Source organism: Paraburkholderia sp. J63 (assembly GCF_905220245.1).
In the GTDB taxonomy this organism is placed as follows: Bacteria; Pseudomonadota; Gammaproteobacteria; order Burkholderiales; family Burkholderiaceae; genus Paraburkholderia.
This window is the reverse complement of record NZ_CAJMZF010000010.1, coordinates 23,326-39,173: the sequence shown is the minus strand read 5'-3', so window position 1 is coordinate 39,173 and position 15,848 is coordinate 23,326. Positions and strand designations below refer to the sequence as shown.

19 protein-coding genes are annotated in these 15,848 nt (G+C 64.6%); 10 read left to right on the top strand and 9 right to left on the bottom strand.

Going from position 1 to position 15,848, the window contains the following annotated elements; translation table 11 throughout:
* Positions 1 to 59 precede the first annotated feature (59 nt).
* The 9 genes from U5775_RS13235 (at position 60) to U5775_RS13195 (ending at position 7,543) form a co-directional block, all read left to right on the top strand.
* Positions 60 to 302: a type II toxin-antitoxin system VapB family antitoxin gene (locus tag U5775_RS13235; RefSeq protein WP_322058583.1), complete on the top strand. Its 243-nt coding sequence runs from the start codon at positions 60 to 62 to the stop codon at positions 300 to 302.
* Positions 299 to 697: a type II toxin-antitoxin system VapC family toxin gene (locus tag U5775_RS13230; RefSeq protein WP_322058582.1), complete on the top strand. Its 399-nt coding sequence runs from the start codon at positions 299 to 301 to the stop codon at positions 695 to 697. The genes U5775_RS13235 and U5775_RS13230 overlap by 4 nt, the downstream gene beginning before the upstream one ends.
* Before the next feature lie 251 nt (positions 698 to 948).
* A complete protein-coding gene (gene dusB, locus U5775_RS13225) occupies positions 949 to 2,013 on the top strand; it encodes a tRNA dihydrouridine synthase DusB (protein WP_322058581.1) in 1,065 nt (354 codons plus the stop codon).
* Positions 2,010 to 2,243 carry a Fis family transcriptional regulator gene (locus U5775_RS13220; RefSeq protein ID WP_158948293.1) on the top strand — a complete coding sequence of 78 codons (234 nt, stop codon included), beginning with the start codon at positions 2,010 to 2,012 and terminating at the stop codon, positions 2,241 to 2,243. Before dusB ends, U5775_RS13220 begins: the two co-directional genes overlap by 4 nt.
* A 90-nt stretch (positions 2,244 to 2,333) precedes the next feature.
* Positions 2,334 to 3,899, top strand: a complete 1,566-nt coding sequence (purH, locus tag U5775_RS13215) for a bifunctional phosphoribosylaminoimidazolecarboxamide formyltransferase/IMP cyclohydrolase (protein ID WP_322058580.1) — start codon at positions 2,334 to 2,336, stop codon at positions 3,897 to 3,899.
* 166 nt (positions 3,900 to 4,065) lie between these two features.
* Positions 4,066 to 4,608: a crossover junction endodeoxyribonuclease RuvC gene (ruvC, locus tag U5775_RS13210; RefSeq protein WP_322058579.1), complete on the top strand. Its 543-nt coding sequence runs from the start codon at positions 4,066 to 4,068 to the stop codon at positions 4,606 to 4,608.
* A gap of 186 nt (positions 4,609 to 4,794) precedes the next feature.
* Complete coding sequence (gene ruvA / locus U5775_RS13205; RefSeq protein WP_322058578.1) at positions 4,795 to 5,376, top strand: Holliday junction branch migration protein RuvA; 582 nt, start codon at positions 4,795 to 4,797, stop codon at positions 5,374 to 5,376.
* Between the two features lie 110 nt (positions 5,377 to 5,486).
* Positions 5,487 to 6,563 (top strand): Holliday junction branch migration DNA helicase RuvB, encoded by a 1,077-nt coding sequence (ruvB, locus tag U5775_RS13200; RefSeq protein WP_322058577.1) that lies wholly within the window; start codon positions 5,487 to 5,489, stop codon positions 6,561 to 6,563.
* A gap of 35 nt (positions 6,564 to 6,598) precedes the next feature.
* Positions 6,599 to 7,543 carry an oxygenase MpaB family protein gene (locus tag U5775_RS13195; protein ID WP_415913563.1) on the top strand — a complete coding sequence of 315 codons (945 nt, stop codon included), beginning with the start codon at positions 6,599 to 6,601 and terminating at the stop codon, positions 7,541 to 7,543.
* A gap of 83 nt (positions 7,544 to 7,626) precedes the next feature.
* On the opposite strand, the gene U5775_RS13190 is transcribed toward U5775_RS13195, so the two are convergent.
* From U5775_RS13190 to U5775_RS13165, 6 genes are all read right to left on the bottom strand, one after another.
* The gene (locus tag U5775_RS13190; protein WP_322058576.1) at positions 7,627 to 8,784 is read right to left on the bottom strand and encodes a branched-chain amino acid ABC transporter substrate-binding protein; all 1,158 of its coding nucleotides are present in this window, start codon (positions 8,782 to 8,784) and stop codon (positions 7,627 to 7,629) included.
* A 258-nt stretch (positions 8,785 to 9,042) separates the two neighbouring features.
* Positions 9,043 to 9,723: a histidine phosphatase family protein gene (locus U5775_RS13185; protein ID WP_322058575.1), complete on the bottom strand. Its 681-nt coding sequence runs from the start codon at positions 9,721 to 9,723 to the stop codon at positions 9,043 to 9,045.
* Between the two features lie 3 nt (positions 9,724 to 9,726).
* Entirely contained in the window at positions 9,727 to 10,197 is a 471-nt protein-coding gene (dtd, locus tag U5775_RS13180) for a D-aminoacyl-tRNA deacylase (protein ID WP_322058574.1), read from the bottom strand.
* A 64-nt stretch (positions 10,198 to 10,261) separates the two neighbouring features.
* Positions 10,262 to 11,527: a tyrosine--tRNA ligase gene (tyrS, locus tag U5775_RS13175; RefSeq protein WP_322058573.1), complete on the bottom strand. Its 1,266-nt coding sequence runs from the start codon at positions 11,525 to 11,527 to the stop codon at positions 10,262 to 10,264.
* 190 nt (positions 11,528 to 11,717) lie between these two features.
* Positions 11,718 to 12,029 (bottom strand): HigA family addiction module antitoxin, encoded by a 312-nt coding sequence (locus U5775_RS13170; RefSeq protein WP_322058572.1) that lies wholly within the window; start codon positions 12,027 to 12,029, stop codon positions 11,718 to 11,720.
* 12 nt (positions 12,030 to 12,041) lie between these two features.
* Positions 12,042 to 12,320, bottom strand: coding sequence for a type II toxin-antitoxin system RelE/ParE family toxin (locus U5775_RS13165; protein ID WP_322058571.1), 279 nt, complete (start codon positions 12,318 to 12,320; stop codon positions 12,042 to 12,044).
* 299 nt (positions 12,321 to 12,619) lie between these two features.
* Here U5775_RS13165 and U5775_RS13160 point away from each other — a divergent pair, with 299 nt between their 5' ends.
* Complete coding sequence (locus tag U5775_RS13160; protein WP_322058570.1) at positions 12,620 to 13,774, top strand: anhydro-N-acetylmuramic acid kinase; 1,155 nt, start codon at positions 12,620 to 12,622, stop codon at positions 13,772 to 13,774.
* A 64-nt stretch (positions 13,775 to 13,838) separates the two neighbouring features.
* Here the strand turns inward: U5775_RS13160 and erpA are convergent, their stop codons facing one another.
* The 3 genes from erpA to rplM form a co-directional block, all read right to left on the bottom strand.
* Positions 13,839 to 14,204 (bottom strand): iron-sulfur cluster insertion protein ErpA, encoded by a 366-nt coding sequence (erpA, locus tag U5775_RS13155; RefSeq protein WP_322058569.1) that lies wholly within the window; start codon positions 14,202 to 14,204, stop codon positions 13,839 to 13,841.
* Between the two features lie 212 nt (positions 14,205 to 14,416).
* A complete protein-coding gene (gene rpsI / locus U5775_RS13150; protein ID WP_322058568.1) occupies positions 14,417 to 14,809 on the bottom strand; it encodes a 30S ribosomal protein S9 in 393 nt (130 codons plus the stop codon).
* 11 nt (positions 14,810 to 14,820) lie between these two features.
* Positions 14,821 to 15,249: a 50S ribosomal protein L13 gene (gene rplM, locus U5775_RS13145; RefSeq protein WP_027795838.1), complete on the bottom strand. Its 429-nt coding sequence runs from the start codon at positions 15,247 to 15,249 to the stop codon at positions 14,821 to 14,823.
* Positions 15,250 to 15,848: the final 599 nt, after the last annotated feature.

The following is a 15,848-nucleotide window of genomic DNA, read 5'->3' as shown; positions in this document are numbered from 1 at the left end:
GCACTTTCGTAATCCGCGCTAAAATATCTATTCTTTGTAGATACATTTAGGAGGTGCCGATGGATATTGCCAAGATCTTCAAACACGGTGGCTCCCAAGCAGTCCGGCTTCCGAAAGAATTCCGCTTCGATTCCGACGAAGTCCGGATTCGCCGGCATGGCACCGCCGTAATTCTTGAGCCCGTGCCGCAGAACTGGGCTTGGCTGACGCCGCTGATCGGTCCGGTCGATGCCGACTTCGAGACCGCCGCCACGACTCAGCCCGCCGAACAGGCCCGACCCGGACTGGATCTGTTCGAATGAAATACCTGCTGGACACAAACGCCGTGATTGCCGTCCTCAAGGGCGACTCGTCGGTGCTCGCGCGACTGCGCGAGCACCTGCCGACCGACTTCGGTTTGCCATCGATCGTCGCGCATGAACTCTATTACGGCGCGTACAAAAGCCAGCGCCCAGCAGAAAATTTGGCGCGCCTTGCGGCCCTGCAGTTCGAAGTCGTTACATTCGACGCAGAAGACGCGCAACACGCAGGCGAGATCCGTGCACAGCTTGCGGCCGTCGGTACGCCAATCGGCCCATACGATGCTCTGATCGCAGGGCAGGCACGTGCCCGGCAACTGGTGCTGGTAACGCACAACGTTCGTGAATTCGCACGCGTGGATGAATTGCGGGTCGAGGACTGGCAAACTCATAGTTAGTAAGCCGCCTTTGCAGTGAGTTCGCATCGACGCCGATTACAGGCACAAAAAAGGGGCGCGACTATATTTGGGGACACGACGCGTGTGCACCCCCGAAATATTTATGGAAAGCACACCAGGGTCCGCAAGCCGAGACCCCTCATCTCGCTTAAGCTAAAATATGCGTTTCCCCTTTTCGAGCCGCAGCCGCGCCAACGCCTTCGATGCCCGTCGAAGCTAGCCGGGCGCGGCGCCGCTTTCGTCCGCGCATCATGTTCACAATTGGCCGTCACACCCTGCGCAATAACCTGTTCGTCGCCCCCATGGCGGGCGTCACGGACCGGCCGTTCCGCCAGTTGTGCAAGCGCCTCGGCGCGGGCTACGCGGTTTCGGAGATGGTCGCGTCCAACGCGCAGCTCTGGAAAAGCGAAAAGACCCTACGCCGCGCCAACCACGCGGGCGAGGTCGAGCCGATCGCCGTGCAGATCGCCGGCGCCGACCCCGAGATGATGGCCGAAGCAGCGCGCTATAACGTCGCGAACGGCGCGCAGATCATCGACATCAACATGGGCTGCCCGGCCAAGAAGGTCTGCAACGTGGCGGCCGGCTCCGCGCTGCTGCAAAACGAGCCGCTCGTCGCGCGCATCGTGAAGGCCGTGGTGGACGCCGTGGGCGTCGGCCCCGACGCCGTGCCCGTCACGCTCAAGATCCGCACGGGCTGGGACCGCGAGCACCGCAACGCGCTCACCATCGCGCGCATCGCCGAAGACAGCGGCATTGCCATGCTCACCATGCACGGACGCACGCGCGCCGACCTCTATCACGGCGAAGCGGAGTACGAAACGATTGCCGCGGTGAAAGCCGCCGCGCGCATTCCGGTGGTCGCGAACGGCGACATCACGAAGCCGCAGAAGGCGCGCGACGTGCTCGCGTTCACGGGCGCCGACGCCATCATGATCGGCCGCGCGGCGCAGGGCCGTCCGTGGCTCTTTCGCGAGATCGCGCATTTCCTCGCCACGGGCGAGCTGCTGCCGCCTCCGCGCGTCGACGAAATCCAGACGATCATGAACGAGCATCTGGAGGACCACTACGCGTTTTATGGCGAGTTTACGGGCGTGCGTACTGCGCGCAAGCATATCGGCTGGTACACTCGCGGCCTTTGTGGCGCCAACGCGTTCCGGCATCGCATGAACACGCTGGACACCACACGCGAACAGCTCGCCGCCGTCAACCAGTTCTTCGACGAGCAGAAGGCCGTTTCCGAGCGCCTCGTCTACGTCGATGAGGACAACGGTGCAGACGGCGAGCGCGAACCCACCGATCGACTGGCAGCATGAGCAAGCACAACATCGAACAATCCGTCCGAGAGAGTCTGGGCAATTATTTCCAGGATCTCGACGGCAGCAATCCGCACGACGTCTATGAAATGGTGATGGCGTGCGTCGAAAAACCGATGCTCGAGGTGGTGCTCGAGCAGGCAGGCGGCAATCAGTCGCTGGCCGCCGAGTATCTCGGCATCAACCGCAACACGCTGCGCAAGAAGCTCCAGCAGCACGGCCTGCTGTAACGGCCCGCTGTAACGACCGTCGGTGCACGTCCCGGCGGTACTGGACTTCAGGCGCGGACTCCTCGATCCCTCGGCAACTTCTCCCCCATCATGATCAAGCAAGCGCTCATCTCCGTTTCCGACAAGGCCGGTATCGTCGATTTCGCGAAATCGCTGTCGGACCTCGGCGTCAAGATCCTGTCGACCGGCGGCACCGCGAAACTGCTCGCGGACGCGGGCCTTCCCGTCACCGAAGTGGCCGACTACACCGGCTTCCCGGAAATGCTCGATGGGCGCGTGAAGACGCTGCACCCGAAGGTCCACGGCGGCATCCTCGCGCGCCGCGACCTGCCCGAGCACATGGCCGCGCTCGACAAGCACGGCATCCCGACGATCGACCTGCTGGTCGTGAACCTCTACCCGTTCGTGCAGACGATCTCGAAGGAAGAGTGCTCGCTCGAAGACGCGATCGAGAACATCGACATCGGCGGCCCGACCATGCTGCGCTCGGCGGCGAAAAACCATCGCGACGTGACCGTCGTGGTCGATCCCGCCGACTACGCGAAGGTGCTGGAAGAGATGCGCGCGAACGGCAACACCGTGAGCTACGCCACCAACTTTCGCCTCGCGACCAAGGTGTTCTCACACACGGCGCAGTACGACGGCGCGATCACGAACTACCTCACGAGCCTCACCGAAGCGCTCGAGCACAAGTCGCGCAACACCTATCCGGCCGTGCTGAACCTCGCGTTCGACAAGGTCCAGGACCTGCGCTACGGCGAGAACCCGCACCAGAGCGCCGCGTTCTACCGCGACCTCACGACGCCCGCCGGCGCGCTCGCGAACTACACGCAGATCCAGGGCAAGGAGCTCTCGTACAACAACATCGCCGACTCCGATGCGGCATGGGAATGCGTGAAGACCTTCGACGCGCCGGCCTGCGTGATCATCAAGCACGCGAATCCGTGTGGCGTGGCAGTCGGCGCGAATGCGCACGAAGCCTACTCGAAGGCGTTCCAGACCGATCCGACCTCGGCGTTCGGCGGCATCATCGCGTTCAACCGCGAAGTGGACGAAGCGGCGGCGCAAGCCGTCTCGAAGCAGTTCGTCGAAGTGCTGATCGCGCCGTCGTTCTCGGAAGCTGCCAAGACCGTGTTCGCAGCGAAGCAGAACGTGCGTCTGCTCGAAATCGCCCTGGGCGACGGCCATAACGCGTTCGATCTGAAGCGTGTGGGCGGCGGCCTGCTCGTGCAGTCGCTCGACGCGAAGAACGTGCAGCCGCACGAGCTGCGCGTGGTCACGAAGCGCCACCCGACGCCGAAGGAAATGGACGACCTGCTGTTCGCCTGGCGCGTCGCGAAGTTCGTGAAGTCCAACGCGATCGTGTTCTGCGCGAACGGCATGACGATGGGCGTGGGCGCGGGCCAGATGAGCCGCGTGGACTCGGCGCGCATCGCCAGCATCAAGGCCGAAAACGCGGGCCTCAAGCTCGCGGGCACGGCTGTGGCGTCGGATGCGTTCTTCCCGTTCCGTGACGGCCTCGACGTGGTGGTCAACGCGGGTGCGACCTGCGTGATCCAGCCGGGCGGCTCGATGCGCGACGACGAAGTGATCGCCGCCGCCGACGAGCACAACATCGCCATGGTGATGACGGGCATCCGCCACTTCCGTCACTGATCGGCCCGGCGCGTGCTGCGCGCCGACACTGCCAGAAACCCGCCAGACCTCGCGTCTTGCGGGTTTTTTCTTTGTGCTGCGTGGCGCTCCCGCATGCCGTCAAGGCTCGCGGCATCCATGCCGTTCGTTGTACCATCCCACGCACACCCCGCTTTCCCCGCATTTCATGAGAATTCTCGGCATCGACCCCGGCTTGCGCGTCACCGGCTTCGGCGTGATCGAGCGTCACGGCCATCAGCTCACGTATGTCGCGAGCGGCGTCATCCGCACCGCCGATGCCGATCTGCCCACGCGCCTCGGCACCATCTTCGAAGGCGTCTCCACGCTGATCCGCCAGCACGCGCCCGATCAGGCCGCGATCGAAAAGGTCTTCGTCAACGTCAATCCGCAGTCGACGCTGCTGCTCGGCCAGGCGCGCGGCGCAGCAATCTGCGGGCTCGTCTCGGGCGGCGTGCCGGTGGCCGAATACACGGCGCTGCAACTGAAGCAGGCCGTGGTGGGCTATGGCCGCGCGACCAAGGAGCAGATGCAGCAGATGGTCGTGCGCCTTCTCGCCCTCACGGGCACGCCGGGCACCGATGCCGCCGACGCGCTCGGCATGGCGATCTGCCATGCGCACAGCGGCGACACGCTCGCGACGCTCGGCGGCATCGCGCCCGCGCTCGCGAAGAAGGGCATGCGCGTGCGGCGCGGACGCTTGATCGGCTGATTATTGCTCGCTGCACGTTGCACGACCCGGCGCGGCCTGCTTCACCGCTGACTTCGCGGCGGCGACCCTCGGCGGATTATCTGAGCCGCCGACGCCCCTGGCCAAAAAGCCAACACGCCCGGCAAGCACGCCACGGCCCCGCGCGCTCCGCTACACTCTGCCCTTTCCCTCACCACTGAACCCGCCATGATCGGTCGCATTGCCGGCGTATTGCTGGAAAAGAACCCGCCGCACCTGCTCATCGACTGCAACGGCGTCGGCTACGAAGTCGACGTGCCGATGAGCACGTTCTACAACCTGCCCGGCACCGGCGAAAAAGTCGTGCTGCTCACGCAGATGATCGTGCGCGAAGACGCGCATCTGCTGTTCGGCTTCGGCACCCTCGAGGAGCGCGCGACGTTTCGCGAACTGCTCAAGATCACTGGCATCGGCGCGCGCATGGCGCTGGCGATTCTGTCGGGCATGAGCGTGTCCGATCTCTCGAAGGCCATTACGCTGCAGGATTCGGCGCGCCTCACGCGCGTGCCCGGCATCGGCAAGAAGACCGCCGAGCGTCTGCTGCTCGAACTCAAGGGCAAGCTCGGCGCCGATCTCGGCGCGATGGCCGCGGCAGCCTCGCCTTCGGACCACGCGAACGACATTCTCAACGCGCTGCTCGCGCTCGGCTATTCGGAGAAGGAAGCGCTCGCCGCGATCAAGAGCGTGCCGGCCGGCACGGGCGTCTCCGAAGGCATCAAGCTCGCGCTGAAGACGTTGTCGAAGGCCTAAGCGACGACATAAGGCGACGAGCCGTGCCATGTCCCGGCTGTTAGTTGCACGGCTGGGACGCCACGGAGAACCGCCCCGCCTGCGCACATATCGCGCGGTACAATCGCTCCATGATCGAAACCGACAAACTCGCCGCTGAGCGCGCCAGCACGAATCGCGTGATCGCCGCCACGCCGGCCTCGTCCAACGAGGAAGCGTTCGAGCGCGCCCTGCGCCCGCGCCAGCTCGACGAATACGTCGGCCAGGAAAAGATCCGCGGCCAGCTCGAAATCTTCATCGAGGCCGCCAGGCGCCGCTCGGAACCGCTCGACCACGTGCTGCTGTTCGGGCCGCCCGGCCTTGGCAAGACCACGCTCGCGCACATCATCGCGCGCGAAATGGGGGTCAATCTGCGGCAGACCTCGGGCCCCGTGCTCGAACGCGCGGGCGATCTCGCGGCGCTGCTCACCAATCTCGAAGCCAACGACGTGCTGTTCATCGACGAAATTCACCGGCTCTCGCCGGTCGTCGAGGAAATCCTGTATCCGGCGCTCGAGGACTATCAGATCGACATCATGATCGGCGAAGGGCCGGCCGCGCGCAGCGTGAAGCTCGACCTGCAGCCGTTCACGCTCGTCGGCGCGACCACGCGCGCGGGCATGCTCACGAATCCGCTGCGCGACCGCTTCGGCATCGTCTCGCGGCTCGAGTTCTACAACGCGAGCGAGCTCTCGCGCATCGTGCAGCGCTCGGCGGCGCTGCTCGGCGCGCATATTCACCCTGACGGCGCCCTCGAAATCGCGCGCCGCTCGCGCGGCACGCCGCGTATCGCCAACCGCCTGCTGCGCCGCGTGCGCGACTACGCCGAAGTGAAGGCCGACGGCTCGATCACCGCGCAAGTCGCCGACGCCGCGCTCAAGATGCTCGACGTCGACCCCGTGGGCTTCGACCTGATGGACCGCAAGCTGCTCGAAGCGATCCTGCACAAGTTCGACGGCGGCCCGGTGGGCGTGGACAACCTCGCGGCAGCCATCGGCGAAGAGCGCGACACGATCGAAGACGTGCTGGAGCCGTATCTGATCCAGCAAGGCTTCCTGCAGCGCACGCCGCGCGGACGCGTGGCCACGCAAATGACTTACCGCCACTTCGGCCTCACCGTGCCCGACGACGCCTCGGCCGGCGGCGACTGGGACCCGAACGCGTCGTAAGGCGCGGCAAGGCACGACGAGAGCGAGAGAGCACGATGTCCGATCACGCCGGCCGTCCGCCCAACGCTCCCGAGCCGACTGGCCTCGTCGGCCAGATCGCGCAGCGCCTGCGCATGACGCTCGCCGAAAACGTCACGCATCTCACCACGGGCAGCGGCCCGCGGCTCGACTACTCGTCGCCGCCGGGCGACCCCGGCCTGTTCGGCCCCGACGCCATCTGCTGGAAAGTGCATGCCGATTTCGCCGGGATGATGGCGGGCGGCATCAGCGCGCTGCTCCTGCAAGCCTTGCACCCGCTCGCGCTCGCGGGCGTGTGGGACCACTCGACGTTTCGCATCGACATTCTCGGCCGCCTGCGCCGCACCGCGACTTTCATCGCCGGCACGACCTACGGCAGCCGCGCCGACGCGCTCGCGCTCATCGAGCGCGTGAAGACCATCCACCTCGCGGTGACGGGCACCGCGCCCGATGGCCGCGCCTATCGCGCGAGCGATCCCGCGCTGCTCACGTGGGTGCACGTGGCCGAGGTATCGAGCTTTCTCGCCGCCTATCTGCGCTACGTGAATCCCGCGCTGCCCGGCGAAGCGCAGGACCAGTACTACGCCGAAGTCGCACGCATCGCGCAGTTGCTGGGCGCAACCGAGGTGCCGTGCTCGCGCGCCGAAGTCGCCGCGTATCTGGAAGCGATGCAGCCCGAGCTCGTCGCGAGCGAGCGCACGCGCGAGGTCGTGCGCGTGCTGATGGACGCGCCCGTGCCCCGCCCGGCGATGCGCCCCGCGGGCGCACTGATGCGCCACGCGGGCATCGATCTGCTGCCGCCGTTCGCCCAGCGGATGCTCGGCTTCGAGCGCTTCGCGCTCGCGCGCCGCGCGGTGGTGCAGGCGGGCATGCGCGCGGTCGCGCCCGTGCTGCGCTGGGCGCTCGTCAACGGCGTCTCGAAGCGCGCGCGCCGGCGCGCGGCGGCCCCGCCCGCGCCCTGAGACGGCCCTTCCCCGCGGCAATAAAAAACGGCCAGGCTGCTTGCGCAGACTGGCCGCTCATCAGAAACGCGAGATAGCGCTTCTTACATCTTCACCACGTCGAGCAGCGTCTTCTTGGCCGCCTTGTAGTCGTAGAGCGAGATCACGCCATGCTTCAGATCGCCCTTCGAATCGAACACGGTCTCGCCGATCACCCCCTTGTAATCGGTGCCCGGGATCTGCGCGAGGACCTTCGCGTGGTCGGTCGAGTTTGCGCGCTTCATCGCATCGACGACGATGTACACCGCGTCGTAGGTGAACGGCGCATCGAATTCGACCGGATGGCCAAAGCGCTTCTGATACTTCGCCGAGAACGCCGCGCCGCCGTCCATGCGCTCGAGCGCCATGCCAGCCTGCGAGCAGACGATGTTGTCGGCCGCCGTGCCCGCGAGCTGCGCGAGGCTTTCCGTGCACACGCCGTCGCCGGCCAGCACCTTCGCGCGCAGGCCGAGCTGACGCGCCTGCTTGGCGAACGGGCCGCCGGTGGCGTCCATGCCGCCGTACATGATCGCGTCCGGGTTTTCGCCCTTGATCTTGGTGAGGATCGCGCGGAAGTCCACGGCCTTGTCATTGGTCGCATCGTGCGAGACGACCTTCATGCCGAGCGACTTCGCGGTCTTCTCGAACTCGTTCGCGAGACCCTGGCCGTAGGCGGTCGAATCGTCGACCACGGCAACGGTCTTCACGTTGAGGCTTTTCGAGGCGTAGTTGGCGAGCGCGGGGCCTTGCTGCGCGTCGGTCGCCACCACGCGATAGGTGGTTTTGAAGCCCTGCTGCGTATAGGCCGGGTTCGTCGACGAAGGCGAGATCTGCACGATGCCCGCGTCGCTATAGATCTTCGAGGCGGGAATCGACGCACCCGAGTTCAAATGGCCGATCACGGCCACGACCTTGTCGTCGACGAGCTTTTGCGCGACCTGGGTGGCCTGGCGCGGGTCGGCCGCGTCGTCCTGGGCGTCGAGCGCGAGCGTGACCTTCTGGCCGTCGATCGTGAGGCCCTTCGCGTTGATCTCTTCGATGGCGAGGCGCGCGCCGTTTTCGTTGTCCTTGCCGAGGTGGGCCGAGCCGCCCGTGAGCGGACCCACGTGACCGATCTTGACGACCTGGTCGGCGCAAGCATTGGCTGACACAGTGGCCAAACCCGCAGCGAACGCCACGACAGCGGCGCTCACCGGCAACAGCTTGTGAAGCTTGAACGTCATTGAGAATCTCCTGCGGTTTGTTCTGGTACTGCCGTTCTGGAAACTGCCCTTCGCTTTTCGCATGCAACCCCGGCCTCGCCGATACCAGGCGCGGCAAAGCGCAAAGGTCGGACAAATGGTATCAGGCGCCCCCGTTTTACGGTTGGCCTTTGGAAAGCTATTGAAAGTAGCAGGTAAGAGACTTGACGTTCACGCCTTACCCTGCATGCGGGAATCGCGCCGCTCGCGTGACGAACGGCGCCGCGGACCGCGCGGCGCTCAGCGGCTGGCTTCGGGCGTGCGCTTGAGGCTGTCGTCGGCGCTTGCGTTCGGCAGATGCGCGATGTCGCCCCACGCGAGCACGCGCGCCTGCGTCGCCGCGCCGTCGCGCTCGAAGTCGACGACGTTCACGCTCGTATTGAGAAGCGGCCAGGCGCGCGGCGCGTCGAGCGCGAGACCGTTCGCGAAACGATAGATGCAATCGAGCACACCGCCATGCGCGACGCAGGCGATGCGCCCGTCGGGATGCTTCGCGAGGATCGGCTCCAGCGCGTGCAGCACGCGGTGGTAGAACGCGCGCTGCGACTCGCCCTCTGGCGGGGCGAAGCCGGGGTCGCGCGTTTGCCAGTGCGCGTATTCGTCGGGAAAGCGATCGGCAATCTCGTCGCTGTCGTGGCCCTGGAAAGCGCCGTAGTTACGCTCGCGCAGGCCTTCCGTGAGTTGAGGCGACAGCCCGAGCGCTTCCGCAATGGGCTGCGCGGTTTGTTGCGCGCGCATCAGGTCGCTCGACCAGATCGCGTCGAGGCGCGCACCCGCTTGCCGCTCGTGCGCAAAACGCGCGCCGAGCAATTGGGCCTGCTCGATACCGCTCCCGGCGAGCGGAATGTCGATGTGCCCCTGGATGCGCTTGATGCGGTTCCAGGCGGTTTCGCCGTGGCGGATGAAGAGAATCTGCGTCATGGATTAGTTGCGCACCTGCAGCCAGAACGTGACCGGTCCGTCGTTGACGAGCGAGACCTGCATGTCGGCGCCGAACTCGCCGGTCTCGACCGTCGGGTGCTTTTCGCGTGCGGCGGCGACGAAGTAGTCGAACAGGCGCCGGCCCTCGTCGGGCGGCGCCGCGGGCGTGAAGCTCGGGCGCAGGCCGCTGTTGGTGTCGGCGGCGAGGGTGAACTGCGAGACCAGCAGGAGGCCACCGGCCGTGCCGTTGCCGTCGATGTTCTGCACGGGCAGATTCATCTTGCCCGCCGCGTCGCTGAACACGCGGTAGCCCAGCAGCCTGGCGAGCAATTTGTCGGCGTTCGCCTCGTTGTCGCCGCGCTCCGCGCAAACGAGCGCGAGCAGCCCCTGGCCGATCGCGCCGGTCACACGCTCAGTTTGACCATCGGCGACGCGCACTTCCGCGCGGCGCACGCGTTGAATCAGCGCGATCATCGCGTGCGCTCCTTCAATGCGCACCCATGCCCCGCGCCGAGGCCTGCAAAAACGCGCATCGCCATCACGCGGTGAGCGTCACGCGCGCGAAGCGGCGCTTGCCGACCTGCACGACGAACTCGCCCGGCTCGACCTTCAGGCCCTTGTCGGACACGGTCGCGCCGTCGATCTTCACGCCCCCCTGCTCGATATTGCGCAGCGCCTCGCTCGTGGACGGCACGAGCCCCGCCTGCTTGAGCAACTGGCCGATGGCGAGCGGCGCGCCCGCGAGCGTAACCGACGGAATGTCGTCGGGCACGCCGCCCTTCGCGCGATGATTGAAGTCTTCGAGTGCGCGCTCGGCGTCGCCCTGCGAATGAAAGCGCGCGACGATTTCCTGCGCGAGCAGCACCTTGAAGTCGCGCGGGTTGCGGCCCGCTTCGATTTCGCGCTTGAAACCCTCGATTTCGTCCATCGGACGGAACGAGAGCAGCGTGAAATAACGCCACATCAGCGTGTCCGAAATGCTCATGAGCTTGCCGAACATGTCGTTGGGTTTCTCGCTGATGCCGATGTAGTTGTTCTTCGACTTCGACATCTTCTCGACGCCGTCGAGGCCTTCGAGCAGCGGCATCGTGAGAATGCACTGCTGCTCCTGGCCGTACTGCTTCTGCAGCTCGCGGCCCACGAGCAGATTGAACTTCTGGTCCGTGCCGCCGAGCTCCAGGTCCGCGTTGAGCGCGACCGAATCGTAGCCCTGCATCAGCGGGTAGAGGAATTCGTGGATCGAGATCGGCACGCCGCCCTGGAAGCGCTTGGTGAAGTCCTCGCGCTCCAGAATGCGCGCGACCGTGTAGCGCGACGCGAGCTTGATCATGCCGTCGGCACCGAGCGGCATCGACCATTCGCTGTTGTAGCGGATCTCAGTCTTCTCGCGGTCGAGCACGAGCGCGGCCTGCTCGAAATAGGTCTTGGCGTTCGACTCGATCTGCTCGCGCGTGAGCGGCGGACGCGTGGCGTTGCGGCCCGACGGGTCGCCGATCAGCGAGGTGAAGTCGCCGATCAGGAAGATCACGGTGTGGCCGAGATCCTGGAGCTGGCGCATCTTGTTGAGCACGACCGTGTGGCCGATGTGGATGTCGGGCGCGGTCGGATCGAGGCCAAGCTTGATGCGCAGCGGCTTGCCAGTGGCGGCGCTGCGGGCGAGCTTCTGCTCGAATTCTTCTTCGATCAGCAGTTCGTCGACGCCGCGCTTCGTGACGGCGAGCGCGTGACGGACTTCGTCGGTGACCGGAAAAGCGTCTTTGGCGCCGCTGTTGGCGCCGTTGCTTGAGGTGGACTCGGTGCTCATGCTTCGATCGGTTCGTTGGGTCTAGACCGCGATTTTACGTGATTCGACTCGTGAGGCCGAAGTTTGCGGGTGAACAGGGATCGTTCGCTGCGGCCTCGTGCGGCCGCGGTCCGTATCGGGCTTCGGCTCCGAACAAGCCTGGTGGTGCTGCAAAGAGACAAAAAAGATGAAAGAGACGAGCCGGCGCCGCTCACGAGCGGGCGATCGCGCGCTCGACGCGCGGTGCGCCCTTCGAGCGAACCTGCCAGAGGTCGTAGGCCGCCTGCAGTGCGAGCCAGAGATCGGCACGTCCGCCGTTTTCCACGCCGAGCCATTGTTCGAGGCGCAGCGCCATTTCCGGCGAAATGCCGGCCCGGGCGTTGAGCACGCGCGAGAGCGCGGCGCGCGTAACACCGAGCTGCGCGGCGGCCTCGGTCACGGTCAGGCCCAGTTCCGGGAGTATGTCCTCGCGTAGTGTCTCGCCAGGATGCGGCGGATTGTGCATGCGGATGGTGTCCTTCATCTTGCGCGTACCTCAGTGATAGTCACGGTAATCGACGAGCACGGCGTCGCAGTCCTCGAACGTGAAGGTCAGCCGCCAGTGCCCGTTGACGCTGACAGCATGGTGGCCGCCGAGACTGCCTGCCAATGCGTGGCAGCGCCAACCCGCAACGTTCATGTCTTGCGGCGACTGGGCCGCATCGAGCCGCGCCAGTTGGCGCCGCAGACGCGGCACGTGATCGGGGCGGATGCCCGCCTTGTTGCCATTGAGGAAGAAATCCCGCAGGCCTTTGTGCTTCCACGACTTGATCATGGTTCCCCAGACAAAGCGAATCGACGATGAACTGCCTTGCAACCAGGAGAACGCGGGATGTCTTTCCGTATAGCGTATAGTTTCACTATACAAACGAATGCAGTCACGGTCAACCGGCTCCAGCGCTTCGATTGATCTCGCTCACATCCCGCGCCGCCTGGCCGCAAGCCGCAAGTAACCGCTCAAGCGTCCCATTTCAGGAGATACGCCACAACTAGCCCAACGGCTTACGCTGAATGGCCATTGCCCCGATAATCACCGTCAGAAACCATCTCCGCACTCATGAAAGGAGCACCACCGTGGCGCCACGCGACGCACGCAAAGACAGCGCACACCCGGCCGACGGCGTGTATTTCGGCCTGATGTCGGGCACCAGCATGGACGGCGTGGACGGCATCGCCGTTCGCTTCGAGCACGGCAAGCGGCCGGTGGTGCTGGCCGAGGCCTTCGTGGGCTTCGCGCAGGGCCTGCGCGAAGCGCTCTTTTCGCTCCAGCAGCCCGGCGAGAACGAAATCGAGCGCGCGTCGCTCGCGGGCAACGCGCTCACGGCGCGCTATGCGGTCTGCTGCCACGAGCTGCTGCGCGCCGGCAATCTCTCCGCCGCCGAAGTGCGCGCCATCGGCGCTCACGGCCAGACCATCCGCCATCGGCCCGAAAAGGGCTTCACGGTGCAGATCCAGAATCCCGCGCTGCTGGCGGAGCTGGCGCACATCGACGTGATCGCCGATTTCCGCAGCCGCGACGTCGCCTCGGGCGGCCAGGGCGCGCCGCTCGTGCCGGCGTTTCACGCGACGCTATTCGGCTCGCACGAGGAAACGCGCGTCGTCTGCAATCTCGGCGGCATCAGCAACATCACGATCCTCTCGGCGACGGGCGCGGTGCGCGGCTTCGATTGCGGCCCGGCCAACGCCCTGCTCGACTTGTGGGCCGAGCGGCATCTGGGCAAGCCTTACGACGAGAACGGCCAGTTCGCGGCGAGCGGCAATCTGCATCAGCCACTGCTGAACGTACTGCTCGACGAACCGTTTTTCGAGCAGCAGCCGCCCAAGAGCACGGGGCGCGACCTCTTCCACGCGCAATGGCTCGACGAAAAGCTCAAGGGCTTCGAAGCGCTCACGCCCGCCGACGTGCAGGCCACGCTCGTCGCGCTCACGGCGGTGAGCGTCGCGCGCGAAATCGAGCGTCATGCGGGGGACTGCCGTGCGGTTTATGTGTGCGGCGGCGGCGCGCGCAACAAGGCGTTAATGGGGGCGCTGCAAAAGGCGCTGGAGACGGGCGGCGTGGCGGGCGTGCCGGTCACGACGACCGAGGCGCTGGGCGTGCCACCGCAGCAGGTGGAGCCGCTCGCCTTCGCGTGGCTAGCGATGCGCTGCACGGCGCGCGAGCCGGGCAACCTGCCGACCGTGACGGGCGCGGCGGGCGAGCGCGTGCTGGGCGCGATTTATCCGCGATAAAAAATCGGGCGTGGAAATAAAAACGGGGCGTGATGCCCCGTTTTTCAATGCCTGTCGTATTCGCTCAAACCGAGAACGACGAGCCGCAACCGCAAGTGGTCGTGGCGTTCGGGTTCTTGATGACGAATTGCGCGCCGTTCAGATCGTCCTTGTAGTCGATCTCGGCGCCGACGAGGTACTGATAGCTCATCGAGTCGATCAGCAGATCGACGCCGTGCTTGGTCATCACGGTGTCGTCTTCGTTGACGGTCTCGTCGAACGTGAATCCGTACTGGAAGCCCGAGCAGCCGCCGCCCTGCACGAACACACGCAGCTTCAGCTCCGGATTGCCTTCCTCGTCGATCAGTTGCTTGACCTTGTCAGCCGCTGCGTCGGTGAAGACGAAGGGACCGGGCATTTCAGTCACGGGGGTCTCAGTGACAGCGCTCATTCGAACTCTCCAAAAAAGCTTCTAGCCGCTATTGTAGGGCTCTTCCGCAGATCGTGCTTAAGCCCAGAAAATCAAGGGTTTCTCGCCACTTTCTTGCGATTGATACATCAAACGAAAAAGCCGCCCGGCGCAATGAGCGCGGACGGCTTTTGCAGCGGTATCGTGCCCATTCCGGCGAAGGAAGGGGCACGATCCAAAGCGCCAATATGAAATTAACGCTTCGAGAACTGCTTGCGGCGACGTGCCTTGTGGAAACCGACCTTCTTACGTTCCACTTCACGTGCATCGCGGGTCACGAAGCCAGCTTGCGACAGGGCCGGCTTGAGCGTTGCGTCGTAGTCCATCAGCGCGCGCGTGATGCCGTGGCGAACTGCGCCGGCCTGGCCGGTTTCGCCGCCGCCGTTCACGTTCACCTTGATGTCGAACGTCGTGGCGTGGTTCGTGAGTTCCAGCGGCTGACGCACGATCATGAGCGACGTTTCGCGCGAGAAGTAGTCGGCGATGGGCTTGCCGTTGACGACGATCTCGCCCTTGCCCGACTTGATGAAGACACGAGCGACTGCGCTCTTGCGGCGGCCCGTACCGTAATTCCAGTTACCGATCATGTGGGCTCCCCTTAGATCTCGAGCGCCTTCGGCTGTTGTGCCGAGTGCGGATGCGTTGCGTCTGCGTAGACCTTCAGCTTCTTGATCATCGCGTAGCCGAGCGGGCCCTTCGGCAGCATGCCCTTCACAGCCTTCTCAAGCGCGCGGCCCGGGAAGCGTTCTTGCATCTTGCCAAACGTCGTTTCGTAGATACCGCCCGGGTAGCCCGAGTGACGGTAGTACTTCTTGTCGGTGGTCTTGTTGCCCGTGACCTTCAACTTGCCGGCGTTGATGATGATGATGAAATCACCCGTATCGACGTGCGGGGTGAACTCAGGCTTGTGCTTGCCGCGAAGACGGCGTGCCACTTCGCTGGCGACACGGCCGAGAACCTTATCCGTCGCGTCAATCACGTACCATTCGCGCTGCACTTCATGTGCCTTGGCGGAAAAAGTCTTCATGATCGATCCAAAAAATAACTTGTGCCCTGTGCTTGTGCACTTCGGTCCTGCTTGTGTGGTGACGCTCGTTGACGTCGGCGCAGGCTCTCCCTGTTTTTCTCCCGCGGGCATGGATGCGGGAAACCTAAGATTATAAAAGGAAATTTGGCGAGCCGTCAAAAATTTACGTTCGCCGGTGCAAGATGGGGGCTGGAGACGAAAAAAAGCCCGAACGCGTTTGTTCGGGCTTAATCCACCTTTTGGAGGAGGGTGGAGGAGACATGCTGAGGTGTCGTGAAGCACGACAACCAATGAGATGAATTATACGGATCGACCTTGTGCGACGCAAGAGGATTTGCATTATGAAAACTGAAACCACAATACGAAATACCAAAACTGCGCGCCCAAGAATGGTTTTCCCATAAAAATCAATAATCTACCGAACAGGCCAAAACAGGCGATGCCCATTGACTAGAGCAGAACCCCTAATTGCGTGAGGGAAATCGGGCTTGCGTGCAGGATGTCGCAGCGCAACATTCAAGCAGGACGCATGATACGCAGGTGCTCCTGTCCTCCCGGACATACCTGTAGGGCCCGGGCTACAATGCCTGCTGAATCGA

Coding starts and splice junctions, on each gene's coding strand:
- U5775_RS13165 (WP_322058571.1), bottom strand. CDS start 12,320: ATGATCAAGTCGTGGAAGCACAAAGGCCTGCGGGATTTCTTCCTCAAT.
- ruvB (WP_322058577.1), top strand. CDS start 5,487: ATGATCGAAACCGACAAACTCGCCGCTGAGCGCGCCAGCACGAATCGC.
- U5775_RS13185 (WP_322058575.1), bottom strand. CDS start 9,723: ATGACGCAGATTCTCTTCATCCGCCACGGCGAAACCGCCTGGAACCGC.
- U5775_RS13190 (WP_322058576.1), bottom strand. CDS start 8,784: ATGACGTTCAAGCTTCACAAGCTGTTGCCGGTGAGCGCCGCTGTCGTG.
- dusB (WP_322058581.1), top strand. CDS start 949: ATGTTCACAATTGGCCGTCACACCCTGCGCAATAACCTGTTCGTCGCC.
- U5775_RS13230 (WP_322058582.1), top strand. CDS start 299: ATGAAATACCTGCTGGACACAAACGCCGTGATTGCCGTCCTCAAGGGC.
- ruvC (WP_322058579.1), top strand. CDS start 4,066: ATGAGAATTCTCGGCATCGACCCCGGCTTGCGCGTCACCGGCTTCGGC.
- ruvA (WP_322058578.1), top strand. CDS start 4,795: ATGATCGGTCGCATTGCCGGCGTATTGCTGGAAAAGAACCCGCCGCAC.
- tyrS (WP_322058573.1), bottom strand. CDS start 11,527: ATGAGCACCGAGTCCACCTCAAGCAACGGCGCCAACAGCGGCGCCAAA.
- U5775_RS13220 (WP_158948293.1), top strand. CDS start 2,010: ATGAGCAAGCACAACATCGAACAATCCGTCCGAGAGAGTCTGGGCAAT.
- dtd (WP_322058574.1), bottom strand. CDS start 10,197: ATGATCGCGCTGATTCAACGCGTGCGCCGCGCGGAAGTGCGCGTCGCC.
- U5775_RS13235 (WP_322058583.1), top strand. CDS start 60: ATGGATATTGCCAAGATCTTCAAACACGGTGGCTCCCAAGCAGTCCGG.
- U5775_RS13195 (WP_415913563.1), top strand. CDS start 6,599: ATGTCCGATCACGCCGGCCGTCCGCCCAACGCTCCCGAGCCGACTGGC.
- erpA (WP_322058569.1), bottom strand. CDS start 14,204: ATGAGCGCTGTCACTGAGACCCCCGTGACTGAAATGCCCGGTCCCTTC.
- purH (WP_322058580.1), top strand. CDS start 2,334: ATGATCAAGCAAGCGCTCATCTCCGTTTCCGACAAGGCCGGTATCGTC.
- rpsI (WP_322058568.1), bottom strand. CDS start 14,809: ATGATCGGTAACTGGAATTACGGTACGGGCCGCCGCAAGAGCGCAGTC.
- U5775_RS13170 (WP_322058572.1), bottom strand. CDS start 12,029: ATGAAGGACACCATCCGCATGCACAATCCGCCGCATCCTGGCGAGACA.
- rplM (WP_027795838.1), bottom strand. CDS start 15,249: ATGAAGACTTTTTCCGCCAAGGCACATGAAGTGCAGCGCGAATGGTAC.